Source organism: Micromonospora sp. C31 (assembly GCF_018070575.1).
Classification (GTDB): domain Bacteria; phylum Actinomycetota; class Actinomycetes; order Mycobacteriales; family Micromonosporaceae; genus Micromonospora.
Map to the genome: position 1 here is coordinate 58,584 of NZ_JAGPXN010000006.1, position 16,136 is coordinate 74,719.

A 16,136-nucleotide genomic window follows, 5' to 3' on the forward strand; every position below is an offset into this window, starting at 1 on the left:
GGGTGACTTCCGGCGCGTCCGACCGGAGTTGGCCGCCACCACCGGCGAGGGAGGGGTGACGGTCCACCCACGCCCTCGCCTTCCTAGGAGGATGGGCTGGGCTCGCTCCGACCGGTCGGCAGCCGCCCGGATGGGCCGGTCACGGCGGATCGACGGTCGCCTGGATCGGCCGGTCACGGCGGCGCGGGCCTCGAAGCGTTCGCGGCCCGCAGCACGGGAGGGTCGTCGCGACCCGCCGGGCGCGACCAGAACTGTCCGGCTTCCGACGGTAACGGGGCGGACGGGCCGCACTCCGTAACTGCTCGTGTTCGATCTAATGGGCTACGGTAACGGCGTGACGAGACGTGCGGCCGAGATCCGCCTGGATGCCCTGCTGCGCACGGCCTGTGACGTGATCGTGGAGCGCGGTCTGGCCAACACCCGCACGGCCGACGTGGCGCAGGCCGCCGGGGTGAGCCAGGCGCTGGTCTTCTACCACTTCGCCACCAAGGACCGGCTGCTCGCGCAGGCGTTCGCGTACGCCGTGGAGCAGGACCTGGCCCGGCTGGACGCGGTGATGCGATCCAACGCCCCGCCGCTGACCAAGCTCCGCCGGATCGTGCGGCTCTACACCCCGGCGGGCCGGGCGACGTCCTGGGCGATGTGGATCGACGGCTGGGCGGAGTCGCTGCGCACCCCGGAACTGGAGAAGGTCTCCCGGCGGCTCGACCTGCGCTGGCGGGAGGACCTGGCGACGGTCATCTCGGACGGAGTCCGCGAGGGCACCTTCGAGTGCGCCGACCCGGCCGGGGCGGCGTGGCGGATCAGCGCGGTGGTCGACGGGCTGGCGGTGCAGCTCGCGGTGCACGAGCGGGTCATCTCCCGTCGGCAGTTCGCCGAGTGGGTACGCCTGCTCACCGCCCGCGAGCTGGGGCTGGACCCGGCGCAGCTCGACTGAACGGGCGAGCCCCGCGCCCGCTCCGCCGCAAAGCCGGGCAAAACGGCTCGGCTGTCCAGGGCAGCCGGAACAATCGTCGGCATGGACCCGCTGGAGACGTACCGCCGCAGCCTGGCCGAGTTCACCGACCGGGTGGAGCAGGTCGGCCCCGGCCAGTGGTCGGAACCGACCCCGTGCCCCGGCTGGGACGTCCGGACGCTGGTCAACCACGTCGTGAGCGAGGACCGGTGGAGCGTCCCGCTGCTCGCCGGGCGCACGATCGAGGAGGTCGGCGACCGCTACGACGGCGACGTGCTCGGCCCGGACCCGGCCGGCGCGGCCCGGGAGGCGGCGGGGCAGGCCGAGCTGGCCTTCACCCACCCCGGGGCGCTGGAGCGCACCGTCGCGCTCTCGTCGGGTCGGACCCCCGCCGACGAGTACCTGCACCAGTTGACCGCGGAGCACCTGATCCACGGCTGGGACCTTGCCGTGGCGGTCGGCGCCGACCCCCGGCTGGACACCGACGCGGTCGCCGCGTGCGCGCGGTGGTTCGGCCGGCGGATCGGCGACTACCAGCGGGGCCGGCTGGTCCGCCCGGAGGTCGACGTGCCGGCGCGGGCGGACGAGCAGGACCGCCTCGTCGCCGCCTTCGGCCGCGACCCCCACTGGACGCCCTGAAGGCCCTGGGCGCGACGCCGCCCCGGCGAGACGCCTGACCCCGGCCGCCGCGCGTCACCCGGGCGCGGCCGTCAGCCGGCGGCCGGGCCCTGGTGCTCCCGCAGCCGGCGCAGGGCCGGCGGGTGGACGTTGGCGAGCGTCAGGTCCCCGCCGTAGTGGGCGAGCACCCGGTGGTCCATCAGCCGGCGCCACAGCGGCGGTACCAACGCGGCCACCACCATCGTGGCGTAGCCGGCGGGCAGCTGCGGGGCGGACGCGAAGGTGCGCAACGTCTGGTAGCGGCGCAGCGGGTTGGCGTGGTGGTCGCTGTGCCGCTGGAGCTGGAAGAGGAAGACGTTGGTCACGCTGCGGTCGCTGTTCCAGCTGTGCCGGGGGTCGACCTTCTCGTAGCGTCCGGCGGGGGTGCGCCGCCGGGCCAACCCGTAGTGCTCCAGGTAGTTGACCGCCTCGAGCAGGGAGAACCCGACCACCGCCTGGAGCGCCAGGAACGGCAGCACGCCCGGGCCGAAGGCGACGGCCAGCGCCGTGTAGAGCGCGAGGGTCATCGCGATCGCGTTGAGCACGTCGTTGCGCCACGTCCACGGGCTACGGCCCCGCAGGCGGAACCGGGCCGCCTCCAGCCGCCACGCCGAGCGCAGGCCGCCCCCGACGGTACGCGGCCAGAACGCCCAGAAGCTCTCCCCCAGCCGGGCGCTGGCCGGGTCCTCGGGCGTGGCTACGCGGGTGTGGTGGCCCCGGTTGTGCTCGACGTGGAAGTGCCCGTACGCGGCCGGCGCGAGGGCCACCTTGGACAGCCAGCGCTCCACCGCCTCCCGCTTGTGGCCCAGCTCGTGGGCGGTGTTGATGGCGATGCCGTCGACCACCCCGATCGTGACGACCAGGCCGGCCGCGCCCACCACCGTCAGCCCGCCCCGCGTCCAGACCACGCAGCAGAGCACCAGGGCCGTGTACTGGGCGGGCAGGTAGAGGTAGGTCAGCCAGCGGTAGTAGCCGTCGGCGGCCAGCCGGGGCACCGCCTCGTCAGGCGGGTTGCGCCGGTCCTCGCCGACCATCAGGTCGAGCACCGGGATCAGGACGAACACGACGGCGGGGGTGAGCCACCAGGCCCACGCGTCGCCGGTGGCCCGCCAGGTCGCCCAGCCGACGAACGGCAGTGCGGGGACGAGCAGCGCCAGCGGCCACCACGGCCGGCGGGCGTCCCGCCACCCGGCGGCGGTTGCTGTCGCTGCGGGGTCGAGGGACATGGTCGACCTCCGATCTGTCGCGGTCCTCCCCTGACTGTGGCACCCGTCTCCGACCTTTACAAGACAATGTTTTTGTCAACTGGTGCGGGGAGTGGCCCGTCGTGAAGCGGGTGAACGTCAGCGCCATGCTGCGCCCGGCGGGCGGGATGGCGGCGGTCGGGGTGGCGGCGGTCGGCGGGTTCGGGCGGCGGGGGACAATCGCCGACGTGTCCGAGCTCTCCAGCGCCTTCGTCCGGCTGCACGCCAGCCTCGCCCCGGTCGCCTTCGTGCCCGAGGTGCGGCTGCACCAGGCGGACGACGCCATCGGGCTGTGGGAGCTGACGGAGGGCGAGTTCCGCAGCTCGCAGCCACCGCCGTTCTGGGCCTTCGCCTGGGCCGGCGGGCAGGCGCTGGCCCGGTACGTCACCGATCACCCGGAGCTGGTCGCCGGCCGCCGGGTGCTTGACCTCGCCGCGGGCTCCGGCCTGGTCGCCATCGCCGCCGCGCGGGCCGGCGCCGCCGCCGTACGCGCCGTGGAGGTCGACGAGCTGGCCGTCGCGGCCGTCGCGGTCAACGCCGAGGCCAACGGGGTACGCGTCGACGCCGAACTCGGCGACATCCTCGACGCCGACGCCGGCGGGGCCGAGGTGGTGCTCGCCGGGGACGTCTTCTACAGCCAGGCGATGGCCAACCGGGTGCTGCGCTTCCTGCTCCGGGCCGCCCGCGCCGGGGCCCGGGTGCTGGTCGGCGATCCCGGCCGGGCCTTCCTCCCGCACGACCGCTTCGACGAGCTGGCCGGCTACGACGTGCCGGTGCCCGAGACGCTGGAGAGCGTACGGGTGAAGCGCACCACGGTGTGGCAGTTGCGGGCGGGGTTGCCGGGGGCTGGCCGCTAGCGTGTCGGCGTGCTGTTCCGGAGCTGGGCGCAGACCGCCGACGCGCACTGGCCGGACGTGGCCCGGGTGCCCGACCACGTGGGGGTCGCCCACCTGGTCGTGACCCGGCACGCCCTGGTCCGCCAGGTGCTCACCGATCCGGTGACGTACCGGCCGGACAACGCGCTGGACGCGGTGACCCCGGTCCCGGTATCCGCGCTGCGGGTGCTGGCCGGGCACCGGTTCCGGCTGCCGCCGACCCTGGCGAACAACGGTGGCGCCAGCCACCCGGCGATCCGGGCGATCGTCGCCGAAGCCCTGCACCCGACGCGGGTCGCTGCGCAGCTGCCCTGGCTGACCGGGCTGGTGCGCGAGCGCGTCGGCAGGATCGACGCCGCCCTGGACGGCGGAGCGCCGGTGGACCTGCACGCCGAACTCGCCGCCGACCTGCCGCTGCTGGTGCTGGCCCGGCTCGTCGAGCTGCCGGACGCGCCGGTCGGCGCGGTGAAGGAGTTCGCCCGTGCCGCGCTGGAACTGTTCTGGGCACCGCTGGACGGCGGGCGGCAGCAGGCCCTCGCCGCCGAGGTCGGTCGCTTCCACCGGGTGCTTCGGGAGTTCGCCGCGACCGGGGGTGGGCTGGCCGGGACGCTGCGAGCCGCCGGGCACCCGCCGGACGTGCTGGTCGGCGCGCTGTTCTTCCTGCTGGTGGCCGGCCAGGAGACCACCTCGCAGTTCCTCACCCTGCTGCTGCACCGGCTCGCCGGCGAACCGACCGTACTGGCCGGCCTGCGTGACGGAACCGTCGCGGTCGCCGACGTGGTCGAGGAGGGGCTGCGGCTGGAGCCGCCGATCGTGACGTGGCGGCGGGTGGCGGCGGTCGACACCACGCTGGGCGGAACGGCGGTGCCCGCAGGCACCAGCATCGTGCTCTGGCTGGCCCGCGCCGGCCGGGACCCGGTCACCGTCGACGCGCCGGACGAGTTCCGGCCCGGGCAGCGCGGCTCGCGCCGGCACCTGGCCTTCGGGGCGGGCGCGCACCGCTGCGTCGGCGACCAGTTGGCCCGGACGGAGGCCGCGGTGGTGGTCGCCGAGGCCGCCCCGCTGCTGGACGGGGTCACCGTGATCCGCAGGCCGTGGTGCCCGGACAACCTGACCTTCCGGATGCCCGACGCCTTCGTCGTCCGCCGGCGCTGAACCGGCACGAAGGCGTCGCTCGCACCTCACCGGGCGCACGCAAGCGCCGACCACCCAGGCATCCTGACCCGGGCAAGCCGCGTTACACCACCGAGCAGCAGGCTGAGGCCGATGTCGAGCTGACCCACCCGGCAGGGCCGACCAAGCACCGCTTCCCGCTGTCGAGCTGCCCCGCCCGGCAGGGCCGACCATGCACCTGTCCCCCGCTGTCGAGCTGCCCCACCTGTGAGACCAGCCGCGCACGGATCCGTCTTCCGCCCGCGAGCCCGCGGAAGCGGACGAATCTCGATGGCGAAAGGCGGTCGTACGGTCGCACCCACCGCACTGCTCCGCTGCAGCTGGACCACGCCTGCCCCGTCCGTGCGGGCAGCTCGACAGCGTCGGACGGGACGCCAGCCACCGGGCCACCGGGCGCGGCATCGCACCGCAGAGCACCGCGGCCCCGCAGGGGACCAGCCCGCACCACCCGGCAGGACACCGCACCGCAGAGCACCCACGTGGGTTGACGAAGCGGTCCGGGGACACGACCGCCAGGTGCTCAGCTGATCTCCTCGGCCCACGCGCGCCAGTCGTCGAGGACCCCGTAGAGGGCCGGGGTGAGCCAGCCGGGCGCGGACCGGCGGAAGACCCCCGGATCCATCGCCCCGGTCCCGGCGGGCAGGGCGCCCATCAGCTTCGGCACCAGATCGGTCAGGTTGGCCCAGTGCACCAGCTCCGGCGCGGCCGGCCAGGCGCCGACCACCACGCCGGCCGGCACCGCCCGGCGTTCCAGCGCCTCCAGCGTCAGCGCGGTGTGGTTCAGGGTGCCCAGGCCGGCCCGGGTCACCACCACGGCCGCGCAGCCCAGCTCCACCGCCAGGTCCGCCACCGTCCAGGGCTTCCCCTCCGGCCGCAGCCCCATCGGTACGAGCAGGCCGCCCGCGCCCTCGATGAGCACCAGGTCGTGCTTGTCGGCCTCCTCGCGGACCGCCTCGACAGCGGTGTGCAGCGCCAGCGGCGCCAGCTCGGCGACGCGGGCCGCGGCCAGCGGGGCGAGCGGGTCGGGGAAACTGGCCAGGGTCCGGCCGGTCAGCGGGGCGGCCAGCCGGTCGACCGCGTCGACGTCGCCGGGCTCACCGCCGGCCGTACCCGTCTGGGCGGGTTTGACCACCGCGACCCGCAGGCCGGCCGCCTGCGCGGCGGCCGCGATCGCGGCGGTGACCACCGTCTTGCCCACGTCGGTGTCGGTGCCGGTCACCAGCACCGGCCCGCGCCACGGCCCGGTCATCCCGCCACCGCGGCTCACGGGGCGACCCTTGTCCGCGACTGCGGGGCACATTCCACGATGGTCTCCAGGGCACGCTCGAAATCCGCCCGGGGGACGCCGGCGCCGATGGTCAGCCGCAGCCGGGACCGGCTGTCCGGCGTGGACGGCGGCCGGAAGCAGCCCACGGCGACCCCCCGGTCGCGGCAGTCGGCCGCCCAGGCGGTCGCCGCCTCGGGGCCGGGGGCGGTGACCGAGACGACCGCGCCGTCGGGGGCGGAGACCGCCAGCCCGGCGGCGCCCAGCCGGCGCACGGCCAGGGCGGCCCGGTCGGCCAGTTCGGCGCGCAGGTCGTCGCCGGCGCGGGCCAGGCTGACGGCGGCGTGCACACCCGCGGCCACGGCCGGGGGCAGCGCGGTGTCGAAGATGAAGGTCCGGCCGGTCTCGATCACGTGCCGGACGAACTCCGCCGGCCCGGCGACCACCCCGCCCGCGCCGCCGAGGGCCTTGGAGAGGGTGGCGGTGACGACCACGTCGGGCTGGCCGGCGAGGCCGGCGGCGGCGACACCCCCGGCGCCGGCCGGACCGGTCACGCCGAGGGCGTGCGCGTCGTCGACCAGCAGCAGCGCGCCGTGTTCCCGGGCGACGGCGTGCAGGCGGGCCAGCGGGGCGAGGTCGCCGTCGACGGAGAAGACCGACTCGGTGACGACCACCGCCGGCCGCCCCGGCGCGGCGGCGAGCGCGGCGGCGACCGCCGCCACGTCGGCGTGCGGGGTCACCACGGTCTCCGCGCCGGAGATGCGGCAGCCGTCGATCAGGGACGCGTGGTTGTGGGCGTCGGAGACCAGCAGCGTACGGGGCCGCACCAGCGCCCGCACCGCCCCGAGGTTGGCCAGGTAGCCGGAGGAGAAGACGAGTGCCCGGTCGACGCCGAGCCAGTCGGCGAGGGCGTCCTCGAGAGCGTGGTGGACGTCGGTGGAGCCGCGCACCAGCCGCGACCCGGTGGCCCCCAGCCCGTACGCCGACAGCGCCCGCGCCGCGGCGGCGGTGACCTCGGGGTGGGTGGCCAGGCCCAGGTAGTCGTTGCCGGCCAGGTCGACCACGGCGTCGCCGGCGGCCCGCGGTCGCAGCCGGCGGGTCAGTCCCGCCTTCGCGCGCAGTTCGGCGCGGCGGTCGAGCGCCGCCAGCCAGTCCGCCACCGTCACCCCCACACGCCCGCGCCGGCCGCCGTCGGCCGCTTCCGCCGGGCGAAATTACCATCCGCCGGTCACCGCCCGGCGTGTCCACCCCTGCGCCCCCGGCCCCGACACGCGGGCCGTTCATCCCGGCCAGCTGGCCTTGTAGGGTACGAGCCATGCCAGAGATCCTCGACCAGGCCCGAACCCAGGTGCTGGAGAACGGCGTCGGCCTCGACGAGGCCGGCGTCCTCGCCGTGCTGAACCTGCCCGACGAGCAACTGCCCGCCGCCCTCCAGCTCGCCCACGAGGTGCGGATGCGCTGGTGCGGGCCGGAGGTGGAGGTCGAGGGCATCGTCTCGCTGAAGACCGGCGGATGCCCCGAGGACTGCCACTTCTGCTCGCAGTCCGGCCTGTTCACCTCACCGGTCCGCTCGGTCTGGCTGGACATCCCGTCGCTGGTCGAGGCGGCGAAGCAGACGGCCGCGACCGGGGCCACGGAGTTCTGCATCGTGGCCGCCGTGCGCGGCCCCGACGCCCGGCTGATGAAGCAGATGCGCGAGGGCGTCGCGGCGATCAAGGCCGAGGTCGACATCCAGGTGGCCGCGTCGCTGGGCATGCTCAGCAAGGAGCAGGTCGACGAGCTGGTCGACATGGGCGTGCACCGCTACAACCACAACCTGGAGACCTGCCGCTCCTACTTCCCCAACGTGGTCACCACGCACTCCTGGGAGGAGCGCTGGGAGACGCTGCGGATGGTCCGCGAGTCCGGCATGGAGGTGTGCTGCGGCGGCATCCTCGGCCTCGGCGAGACGGTGGAGCAGCGGGCCGAGTTCGCCGCGCAGCTCGCCGAGCTGGACCCGCACGAGGTCCCGCTGAACTTCCTCAACCCCCGCCCCGGCACCCCGCTGGGCGACCGTCCGGTGGTGGAGGGCAAGGACGCGCTGCGTGCCATCGCGGCCTTCCGGCTGGCCATGCCGCGCACGATCCTGCGGTACGCGGGCGGCCGGGAGATCACCCTCGGTGACCTGGGCACCCGGGACGGTCTGCTCGGTGGCATCAACGCGGTCATCGTCGGCAACTACCTGACGACCCTGGGCCGGCCGGCGACCGCCGACCTGGAGCTGCTCGACGACCTGAAGATGCCGGTCAAGGCGCTCTCCGCCACGCTGTGAGCGCCCCGGTGACGACGAGTGACGCGGCGACGGCCGCCTGGTGCGACCGGTGCGGCGAGGCCGTGGCGGTCGGGTCGCACGACGGGTGTGCGGCGGCGCGGGTGCTGGAGCCGCCGCGCTTCTGCGCACACTGCCGCCGGCGGATGAAGGTGCAGGTGCTGCCGGTCGGCTGGGCGGCGGTCTGCGTCGAGCACGGCGAGATCCGGGGCTGAGGCGGATGCTGCGTGGCCGGGCGGTGACCCTGCGGCCGGCGACGGCCGACGACGTGGTGGCGCTCGCCGCGATCCGGGCCACCCCGGAGGTCCGCCGCTGGTGGCGCGGTGGCGACGACCTCGCCGCGGCCGTGCGGGCCGACCTCGCCGACGAGGCCCTGTCGGTGTACGCGATCGAACACGACGGCCGGATGGTCGGGGCGATCCAGTGGTACGCCGAGGACGACCCCGACTACCGGCACGCCAGCATGGACGTGTTCCTCGACCCGGCGGTACGCGGCGCCGGGCTGGGCGGGGACGCGATCCGCACCCTGGTCCGGCACCTGGTCGACGAGCACGGCCACCACCGGTTCACCATCGACCCGGCGGCGGCGAACACGGCGGCCGTCCGGGCGTACGCGAAGGTGGGTTTCCGCCCCGTCGGGGTACTGCGCCGCTACGAGCGCGGCGAGGACGGGCGCTGGCACGACGGGCTGCTGATGGACCTGCTCGCCGACGAACTGGCCGACTGAGCCGACCGGGTCGAGCCTCGTCAGCGGCCCGGCGGGGCGGGGCGGATCGTCCGCAGCCATCGTCGGCGCCGCCGCCAGAGCAGCACCGCCCCCAGCACAGCGGCGACGAGCAGGGCCGGCGGCACGGCCACGAACAAACCCGGCGGCTGCCGTCGGTGAGGTCGGTGACGCCCACCCAGCCGTCGTTGGAATCGTCGGCGACGTACCGGCCGTCCGGGGAGAGCAGCACCTCCTCCCCCGCGACACTGTCCCGGCCGCCGTAGAGCAACACCCGGTACCGGCCATCGCGGCCGAGGACCGCGACCTTGCCCTCGTGGTCGAGGCCGTCGACACCGCGCAGGCCGAGGCCGCCGCCGCTGAACAGCAGCGAGGCCGGCCCGGGCGGGTCCTGCTGCACGGTGGCCTGCCACATGTACGGCAGCTTGACGGTCGAGACCGAGCAGCCGAGTGCGTCAGCGGTCTCCGCCTCGGTGAGGTCCTCGAAGAAGCACAGCACCAGCACGGCCCGTTGGCGTGGGGCGAGCCGGGCCAGTGCTTCACGGACCACCATCGCGCGGGCGACGCCGGCGGTCCCGTCGGGCATCGCCTGCTCCGGCGGGTCCGCGCGCAGGTCCACGTCCCGCCAGCGACGCCGCCAGAGCGAGACGTGCTGGGTGTACATGGTCCGCCGGACGTACGGCTCGGGGTCGCCGGCCGCGCTCACCCGCTCCCAGTGCCGAGCTACCCGGACCAACGTGAGCTGCACGAGATCCTCGGCCTGGTGCTGGTCACCGGTCAGCAGCCACGCCGCCCGGGACAGCGCCGCGATCCGCCCGGACACGTACGCCCGGAACGACTCCTCAGGGTCCACGCCCACCTCCTGACACGGAGCACGCCCGGCGGCGGCCGCGCGGGTGGGTCCGGCGGGGAGCTTTTCAGGCGTCCCAGATCAGGTCGCTGTCCGGCAGCCGGCGGGCGCCCTCGGCGGGGCGGTGCGGGGTGAGCCGGCCGTCGGGCATCAGGTGGGACACCGGCACGCCGCGCCCCAGGACGACGACGTCGGCGACCAGCCGCCGGTGGCAGCGCCACCAGACGCTCTCGCTGCACATCACCGCCGTGGTCCGGGCCGCCGCGTCCGCCAGCACCGTCTCCAGCGCCGCCCGGAAGTCGGCGGTACGGGTGTACGCCGCGTACGCCCGGAAGGCGGCCACGGTCCACCAGGTGTCCGGCTCCTCGGTGCCGGCCGGGGTGTGCCGACGGCCGCCGAGGCGCTGCTCCCAGCGGTATTCCACGCCGGCCGCCGGCAGCCAGCGGGCCAGTTCCTCCCGGCGTACGTCGGGGTTGGTCCGGCTCGCCGGGAACCGCCGCACGTCCACGACGAGCGCGACCCCGGCACCCGTCAGCAGCTCGCCCAGCCGTTCCCGGTCCGCCGCCCCGTGCCCCACCGTCAGCAACTCCACGAGGAGGGAATGCCCCGAATCCGGGGCGGCTACCGCCCGGAGGGCCGGCACCGATCGCACCCGCCATGCCGTCGACCCGCTTCTGCGACCCGGTCGCGCCGGTCGAGCACGCGAGTCGCAGACCGTCCGGGATCCGCGCGCGGGGCGGCGGGCGGCGCGGGCGGCGGCGAGGCTGCGACGGGTGTGCCCCGACCTCCCGGCCGACGAGGCCGACGCCCTCGACTGGCTGGCGTTCGAGCAGGCCGGCGTCGTCACCACCGCACAGGCGACCCGGTCGCTGACCGAGGGCACCGTACGCGGACGCGTGCGCTCCGGGCGGTGGCGCGCGATCTGCCGGGGCGTCGTGCTGATGGGCAACGGCCGGCTGACCCGGGACCAGCAGTTGTGGGTCGCCGTCCTCGCCACGGGTTCCGGTGCTGTCCTGGCCGGCCCGACGGCTGCCGCCGAGGCGGGCGTACGCGGACTGCGGCGCGAGCCGCTGCACGTGCTCGTGCCGGCGCACCGGCGGCCGGGGCGCACCGTGCTGGGCCGGCTGCCGATCGACATGCCGGCGGTCGTCGTGCACCGCGCGTCGAAGCTGCCGCCGGCGCACCTTCAGCTCGCCCGCCCGCCGCGCACCACCACCGCCCGGGCACTGGTGGACGCGGCCGGCTCAGCCCGCACGGTCGACCAGGCGCAGGCGGCGCTGGCGGCCGGCTGTCAGCAGCGACGGGTCACGCCGGAGGAGTTGTCGGCGGTGGTGGAGGCGCTGCCGCGGGCTCCTCGGCGGGCGCTGATCCGGCAGACCGTGGCCGACATCGCCGGCGGTGCCGAAGCGCTCTCGGAGATCGACTTCGTCCGGCTCTGCCGCCGCCACGGCCTGCCCGCGCCCCGCCTCCAGCAGCGGCGCGCCGACGCCTCCGGGCGGACGCGGTGGCTCGACGCGTACTGGCGGGAGTGGGGGTTGCACGTCGAGATCGACGGCGCGCACCACATGGACGTCCGGCACTGGGCGGCCGACATGCGTCGCCAGAACGACGTCTGGACCTCGGGGGACCGCATCCTCCGCTTCCCGGCGTGGCTGATCCGCGCCCGCCCCACCGAGGTGGCCGACTCCCTCCGCCGCGCCCTGACGGCCGCCGGCTGGCGCCCCGAGGGGTGAATCTTGGACAGTTGCCGTTCCGCGAGAACAACTGTCCAAGATTCCGGCTGGCGCGGACGGTGACGTCCGCCGGTGGCGCGGACGGTGACGTCCGCGCCACCGGCTTCGAGTGCGTCAGGCGACGGTGCAGGGGGTGCCGTTGAGGGTGAACGCGGCGGGCTTCGGGTTCGATCCGGTGTGGGTGCCGTTGAAGCCGAAGCTGGTCGACGCGCCCGGCGCGAGCCGGCCGTTGTAGGAGAGGCTGGTGGCGGTGACCGCGGCGCCGGTCTGGGTCCACGTCGCCGACCAGCCCTGGCCGACCTTCTGGCCGGCGTGGGGGAAGGTGAAGGCGAGCGTCCAGCCGTCGATCGCGGTGGTGCCCGTGTTGGTGAGGGTGACGTTCGCGGTGAAGCCGCTGTCCCAGCCGCTGGTCGTCCAGGTCACGGCGCAGCCGCCGGACGCGGGCGGGTCGGCGGTGGTGACGGCGACCGGCGCGGACGCCGCCGAGGCGTTGCCGGCCGCGTCCACGGCCACCACGTGGAACTGGTACGCGGTGGCGGCGGTCAGCCCGGTCACCGCCAGCGTGGTGCCGGTGGGCGAGCCGACCAGCGTGTCCCCGCCGGCGGCCGACCGGTAGACGCGATAACCGGTGACCCCGACGTTGTCGGTCGACGCCGCCCAGCTCAACGTGAGCCCGGTGGCGGTGACCGCCGAGGCGGTCGGGGTGCCGGGGCGGGTCGGCGCGACGGTGTCGGGGGCCGGCGCGACGGGCGTGGTCACCTCGGCCACGGGCGAGGCGGCCGACCGGTTGCCGGCGCCGTCGCGGGCCCGCACCGTGAACCGGTACGTCCGCTCGGGCAGCAGCCCGGTCACGGCCAGCGAGTTGGTGGCGGCGTCGAGCCGGACGAGCGCGTCGCTGCCCACCTGCGCCCGGGTGACCTCGTAGCCGGCCAGCCCGCTGCCGCCGGCGTCGGTGGACGCGGGCCAGGTCAGGGTCAGCCCGGTCGCGGTGACCGCCGAGGCGACGGGGGTGCCGGGCACGGTCGGCGCGGTGGTGTCCGGGGTGGCCGGGCCGGGCTCCTCGCCCCAGACCCGGGTCGCGCCGGAGTAGAGGGTGACCTTCCGGTTCGGCCCGGCCGCTGGCTGGTACGACGGGTCGTTCGTCGGGTCCCAGGTGCCGCCCTCGGGCACACCGATCTTGAACTGCACCTCCATCCGGTGCTGCGACTGCCCGGCGGGCGCGATGGTGTGCCCGGTGCAGTCCACCTCGACGTACCAGACGTCGCCGGAGAACTGCCTGGCCGTGGACGGCGACGGGCAGCCCTGGGTGTAGCCGGGGGTCACGGTGACCGGGCCGGTGCCGTCGGGGCGGAAGTAGTAGCGGAACTTCCCGTCGGTCAGGGCGCGGGCCGGGAACGCGGACTTGTTGTAGACGATCGCCTTGAGGCCGGTGGCGCGTGGCTCGGCCTGCATGACGGTGGTCTCCACGGTCAGCTCGTCGATGTCGGGCGTCTCGGCGCGGGGGAAGCCGGCGAGCGGGGTGCCGCCGTACTCCTGGGCGAGGCGGGCCAGCGCGGAGCTGAAGCCGGCGTTGTAGTCGGTGGCGACCTCGTTCATCACGTAGTCCGACCGGTTGTCGGTGTACGCGTCGTTCGGCGCCGACGGGCCGCCGACCAGCGCGCCGTAGAGGGTGTGCCGGGTCTCGGCGGGCACGGTCTGGCTGTCCCACCAGGAGCCGTGCGCGGTGCGGTGGTGCGGGTTCTTCGGCGGGTTGGCCCCGAAGCCGATGACGTAGCTGGAGGCGCGCGGGTTGTCGCCGAGCGCGTAGTCGATCTGCCGCACGGCGAAGTCGTGGTAGCGGGCCTTGCGGGTGGCGTCGGTGGTCTTGTCGCTGTAGACGAGGGCGGCGAAGGCGGTGTTCGCGGCGTAGCGCAGCGCCCCCCACGAGTCGAGCACGGCCATCCCGCCGGGCGAGTACGGCACCCGCTGCCCGTTGACGCCGACGGTCCAGTAGTCGAGCCAGCGGTTGGCGTCGTCGACGTACTTCTGCCTGCCGGTCAGGTTGGCCAGCAGCACGTACGCGCCGAACTGCTTGTTGTCCCAGGCGATGGTCCACTTGTAGGACCGGGTGGTGCTCTGGTTCTCGGTGCCGAGCTTGTCGTACTCGCTCTCGGCCTTGGCGAGGTAGGCGGCCTCGCCGGTGGCCCGGTGCAGCCAGATCGCGGACCAGACCAGCTCGTCCTGCCAGCCGCTCCAGGAGCGGTAGAAGCTGGTGGCGTCGGTGATGCACTCGTGGTAATTCCTGCGCACGGTGTCGGCGAACGTGTGGAGCTGCTTCGCGTGCCCGAGCAGCCGGTCGGCGTAGGCGGCGTCGGTGGGCCGGAAGACCATCGACGACGCGGCCATCGCCGCCGCCGTCTCGCCGGCCAGGTCCGCGCCGCCACAGCTCGCGTCGATCTTGTACGCGGGCCGCGCCATCGGCAGCACCTCGGCCGGGCCCCACCACTTGTGGTCGTCGTCGCCGTTGCCGACCTGGCCGTAGAGGACGTTGGGGGCCGGGTGCGCCCGGATGAAGTAGTCGTTGACGAAGCGCAGGTTGTTGAGCAGGTGCGGCAGTTGGCCGGAGGCCACGTAGCCGGCGCGGTACTCGACGGCGCCCCAGGCCAGCATGGTGGCGCTGAACGCCATCGGGAACCCGAACTTCACGTGGTCGCCGGCGTCGTACCAGCCGCCGGTGAGGTCCAGCCCGACGTCGGCGCCGTCGGTGAGCGCGGAGTCGCCGCGCCAGGAGACCCGGTTCCAGGCGGGCAGCGGGCCGGACTGCTGCGCCTCGTAGAAGTAGAGCGACTTCTGCAACGCCTCGGCGTAGTTGAAGGCGCCGGCTGCGGCGGGCGCGGTCCGCGTCGTGAGCGCGCCGGCGGGTGTACCGCCGGTGACCGAGGCGGTCCGCGTCCCGGTCTCGGCGGCGGGTGCTGCGGCCGACGCGGGCGCCGGGCCGGTGACGGCGAGGGCGAGGCCGGCGGCGAGGGCGGTGCCGGCGGCCAGCAGGCGGCGCGCCCGGGGCTGGCTGCCCGGCGGGCGTGGGCATCTCGGATGGCGCATGACGGTGCTCCTGTCGGTGGTGTCCGCCGTCGGGCACGGGAGGGGCGCGGCACTGCGGGCGGTGCCGGTCCGCGTGGCGACGAGGGTGGTGGCGTGGCTGGGTGGAGCTACGACCACGAGCGCGCGGGAGCGCTCCCATGGATAGACGACAATGTAAGGCGAGCACCCGCGATTTGTGAAGCGTCCCGCCGCGCACCACATCGGACGGCCCGGGGCCGCCGGAGCGCCCGCAGGCTCGAAAGCGTTACACCGACACGCCCACCGAGAGTGATGAATCTGCCGTCGAGTCGATAAGGGGTGACGCGTACCGGCAGCTCAAGCCGATCACCTGATGCCCAGGACCGTCACTCACCGTGCAATCATGGGCCGCCCCCTCGACCAATCCCGGAGGAATCCTCATGGCACACCGTCGGCGCGTGGTACGCGCGGCCGTTTCCACCGCCGCCGCCACGGCCTGCCTCGCCCTCGCCACCCCGGCCTGGGCGTCGGGCACCATCCCGATCAACCCGGACCACCGGGACGAGACCGCTGGCGGCTTCTCCACGCAGGACTGTGCCGACCCACGGTTCGGCGACCGCCCGGCGGGCCACGACGGCTGGCACTTCGTCCTGCCCGGCGGCAAGGCCTCGGGCGGCTTCGAGACCCTCACCCTGACCTTCGCGACCGACACCGGCGAGGTCACCGTCACCGTCCCGGACGCGGACGACGCCCACCCCGACGCCCTGTACCCGGCCGGGAAGAACGGAAGCCGGCTGATCCACGCCTACCTCTTCACCCCGGCCGGCTGGACCCTGCTGGACGGCAGCGCCACCATCAGTGGCACCGCCGCCAAGTTCAACCTGAGCCACACCTGCGCGGGCACGGCGCCTTCGCAGTCACCGAGCCCGACCCCGTCGCCGACCACCTCGCAGTCGCCGCAGCCGTCGGAGTCCCCGTCGGAGTCGACCTCGCCCTCGGACCCGGCCTCGCCGTCGACGCCGACCACCGCCTCGCCGTCCACGGGCCCCGGTGGCAGCGGGGGCGGCGAGGGCGACCTGCCGCTGACCGGCGTGGCCACGACCAGCATCGCGCTGGGCGGCCTCGCCCTGATCGGCGCCGGCACGCTGCTGATGCTGCGCCGCCGACGCGACAACGTCACCTTCACCAGCTGACCGCACGAAGCGCCCACCGGCCGCCGGACACCTCGTCCGGCGGCCGGCCGCCTTTCCCCGGCCCGGGTCGGGGTCCCAGCGGGTTCCCCGGCTCGACCGGACGTTCGTCACATAATTCAGA

The 16,136-nt window shown here is 75.0% G+C and carries 14 protein-coding genes and 1 pseudogene; 9 read left to right on the top strand and 6 right to left on the bottom strand.

The features are described from left to right. Positions 1-334: 334 nt before the first annotated feature. On the top strand, positions 335-937 hold the full coding sequence (locus KBX06_RS10395; protein ID WP_210834262.1) for a TetR/AcrR family transcriptional regulator: 603 nt from the start codon (positions 335-337) through the stop codon (positions 935-937). Between the two features lie 81 nt (positions 938-1,018). Next, positions 1,019-1,594, top strand: coding sequence for a TIGR03086 family metal-binding protein (locus KBX06_RS10400; protein WP_210834263.1), 576 nt, complete (start codon positions 1,019-1,021; stop codon positions 1,592-1,594). A gap of 71 nt (positions 1,595-1,665) precedes the next feature. Here KBX06_RS10400 and KBX06_RS10405 read toward each other — a convergent pair whose 3' ends face one another. Continuing rightward, positions 1,666-2,838, bottom strand: a complete 1,173-nt coding sequence (locus tag KBX06_RS10405) for an alkane 1-monooxygenase (protein ID WP_210834264.1) — start codon at positions 2,836-2,838, stop codon at positions 1,666-1,668. A 206-nt stretch (positions 2,839-3,044) separates the two neighbouring features. On the opposite strand from KBX06_RS10405, the gene KBX06_RS10410 reads away from it, so the two are divergent. Together KBX06_RS10410 and KBX06_RS10415 are read left to right on the top strand one after the other, a co-directional pair. After that, on the top strand, positions 3,045-3,713 hold the full coding sequence (locus KBX06_RS10410; protein ID WP_210834426.1) for a methyltransferase: 669 nt from the start codon (positions 3,045-3,047) through the stop codon (positions 3,711-3,713). A 9-nt stretch (positions 3,714-3,722) separates the two neighbouring features. Further along, positions 3,723-4,886, top strand: a complete 1,164-nt coding sequence (locus KBX06_RS10415) for a cytochrome P450 (protein WP_210834265.1) — start codon at positions 3,723-3,725, stop codon at positions 4,884-4,886. A 538-nt stretch (positions 4,887-5,424) separates the two neighbouring features. Here KBX06_RS10415 and bioD read toward each other — a convergent pair. Together bioD and KBX06_RS10425 are read right to left on the bottom strand one after the other, a co-directional pair. Next, complete coding sequence (bioD, locus tag KBX06_RS10420; protein WP_210834427.1) at positions 5,425-6,153, bottom strand: dethiobiotin synthase; 729 nt, start codon at positions 6,151-6,153, stop codon at positions 5,425-5,427. A gap of 14 nt (positions 6,154-6,167) precedes the next feature. Further along, complete coding sequence (locus tag KBX06_RS10425; RefSeq protein WP_210834266.1) at positions 6,168-7,328, bottom strand: 8-amino-7-oxononanoate synthase; 1,161 nt, start codon at positions 7,326-7,328, stop codon at positions 6,168-6,170. Positions 7,329-7,483: 155 nt separating this feature from the next. Between KBX06_RS10425 and bioB the strand changes: the two genes are divergently transcribed. Genes bioB through KBX06_RS10440 form a run of 3 tightly spaced genes read left to right on the top strand, consistent with a single transcriptional unit; the run spans position 7,484 to position 9,203 of the window. Beyond that, on the top strand, positions 7,484-8,479 hold the full coding sequence (gene bioB, locus KBX06_RS10430; RefSeq protein WP_132233178.1) for a biotin synthase BioB: 996 nt from the start codon (positions 7,484-7,486) through the stop codon (positions 8,477-8,479). An 8-nt stretch (positions 8,480-8,487) separates the two neighbouring features. After that, complete coding sequence (locus KBX06_RS10435; RefSeq protein WP_210834267.1) at positions 8,488-8,691, top strand: hypothetical protein; 204 nt, start codon at positions 8,488-8,490, stop codon at positions 8,689-8,691. Positions 8,692-8,696: 5 nt separating this feature from the next. Further along, on the top strand, positions 8,697-9,203 hold the full coding sequence (locus KBX06_RS10440) for a GNAT family N-acetyltransferase (protein WP_210834268.1): 507 nt from the start codon (positions 8,697-8,699) through the stop codon (positions 9,201-9,203). A 433-nt stretch (positions 9,204-9,636) separates the two neighbouring features. Here the strand turns inward: KBX06_RS10440 and KBX06_RS10445 are convergent. Both KBX06_RS10445 and KBX06_RS10450 read right to left on the bottom strand, forming a co-directional pair. Further along, positions 9,637-10,059, bottom strand: a pseudogene (locus KBX06_RS10445) (SigE family RNA polymerase sigma factor); the annotation flags it as partial. Between the two features lie 58 nt (positions 10,060-10,117). Next, on the bottom strand, positions 10,118-10,642 hold the full coding sequence (locus KBX06_RS10450) for a DUF488 domain-containing protein (RefSeq protein ID WP_307854558.1): 525 nt from the start codon (positions 10,640-10,642) through the stop codon (positions 10,118-10,120). Positions 10,643-10,823: 181 nt separating this feature from the next. On the opposite strand from KBX06_RS10450, the gene KBX06_RS10455 reads away from it, so the two are divergent. Then, positions 10,824-11,783, top strand: coding sequence for a hypothetical protein (locus KBX06_RS10455; protein ID WP_210834270.1), 960 nt, complete (start codon positions 10,824-10,826; stop codon positions 11,781-11,783). A 114-nt stretch (positions 11,784-11,897) separates the two neighbouring features. Here KBX06_RS10455 and KBX06_RS10460 read toward each other — a convergent pair whose 3' ends face one another. Next, positions 11,898-14,864, bottom strand: a complete 2,967-nt coding sequence (locus KBX06_RS10460) for a glycoside hydrolase family 9 protein (RefSeq protein WP_210834271.1) — start codon at positions 14,862-14,864, stop codon at positions 11,898-11,900. A 398-nt stretch (positions 14,865-15,262) separates the two neighbouring features. Between KBX06_RS10460 and KBX06_RS10465 the strand changes: the two genes are divergently transcribed. Next, positions 15,263-16,015, top strand: a complete 753-nt coding sequence (locus KBX06_RS10465) for an LPXTG cell wall anchor domain-containing protein (protein WP_210834272.1) — start codon at positions 15,263-15,265, stop codon at positions 16,013-16,015. Positions 16,016-16,136 lie beyond the last annotated feature (121 nt).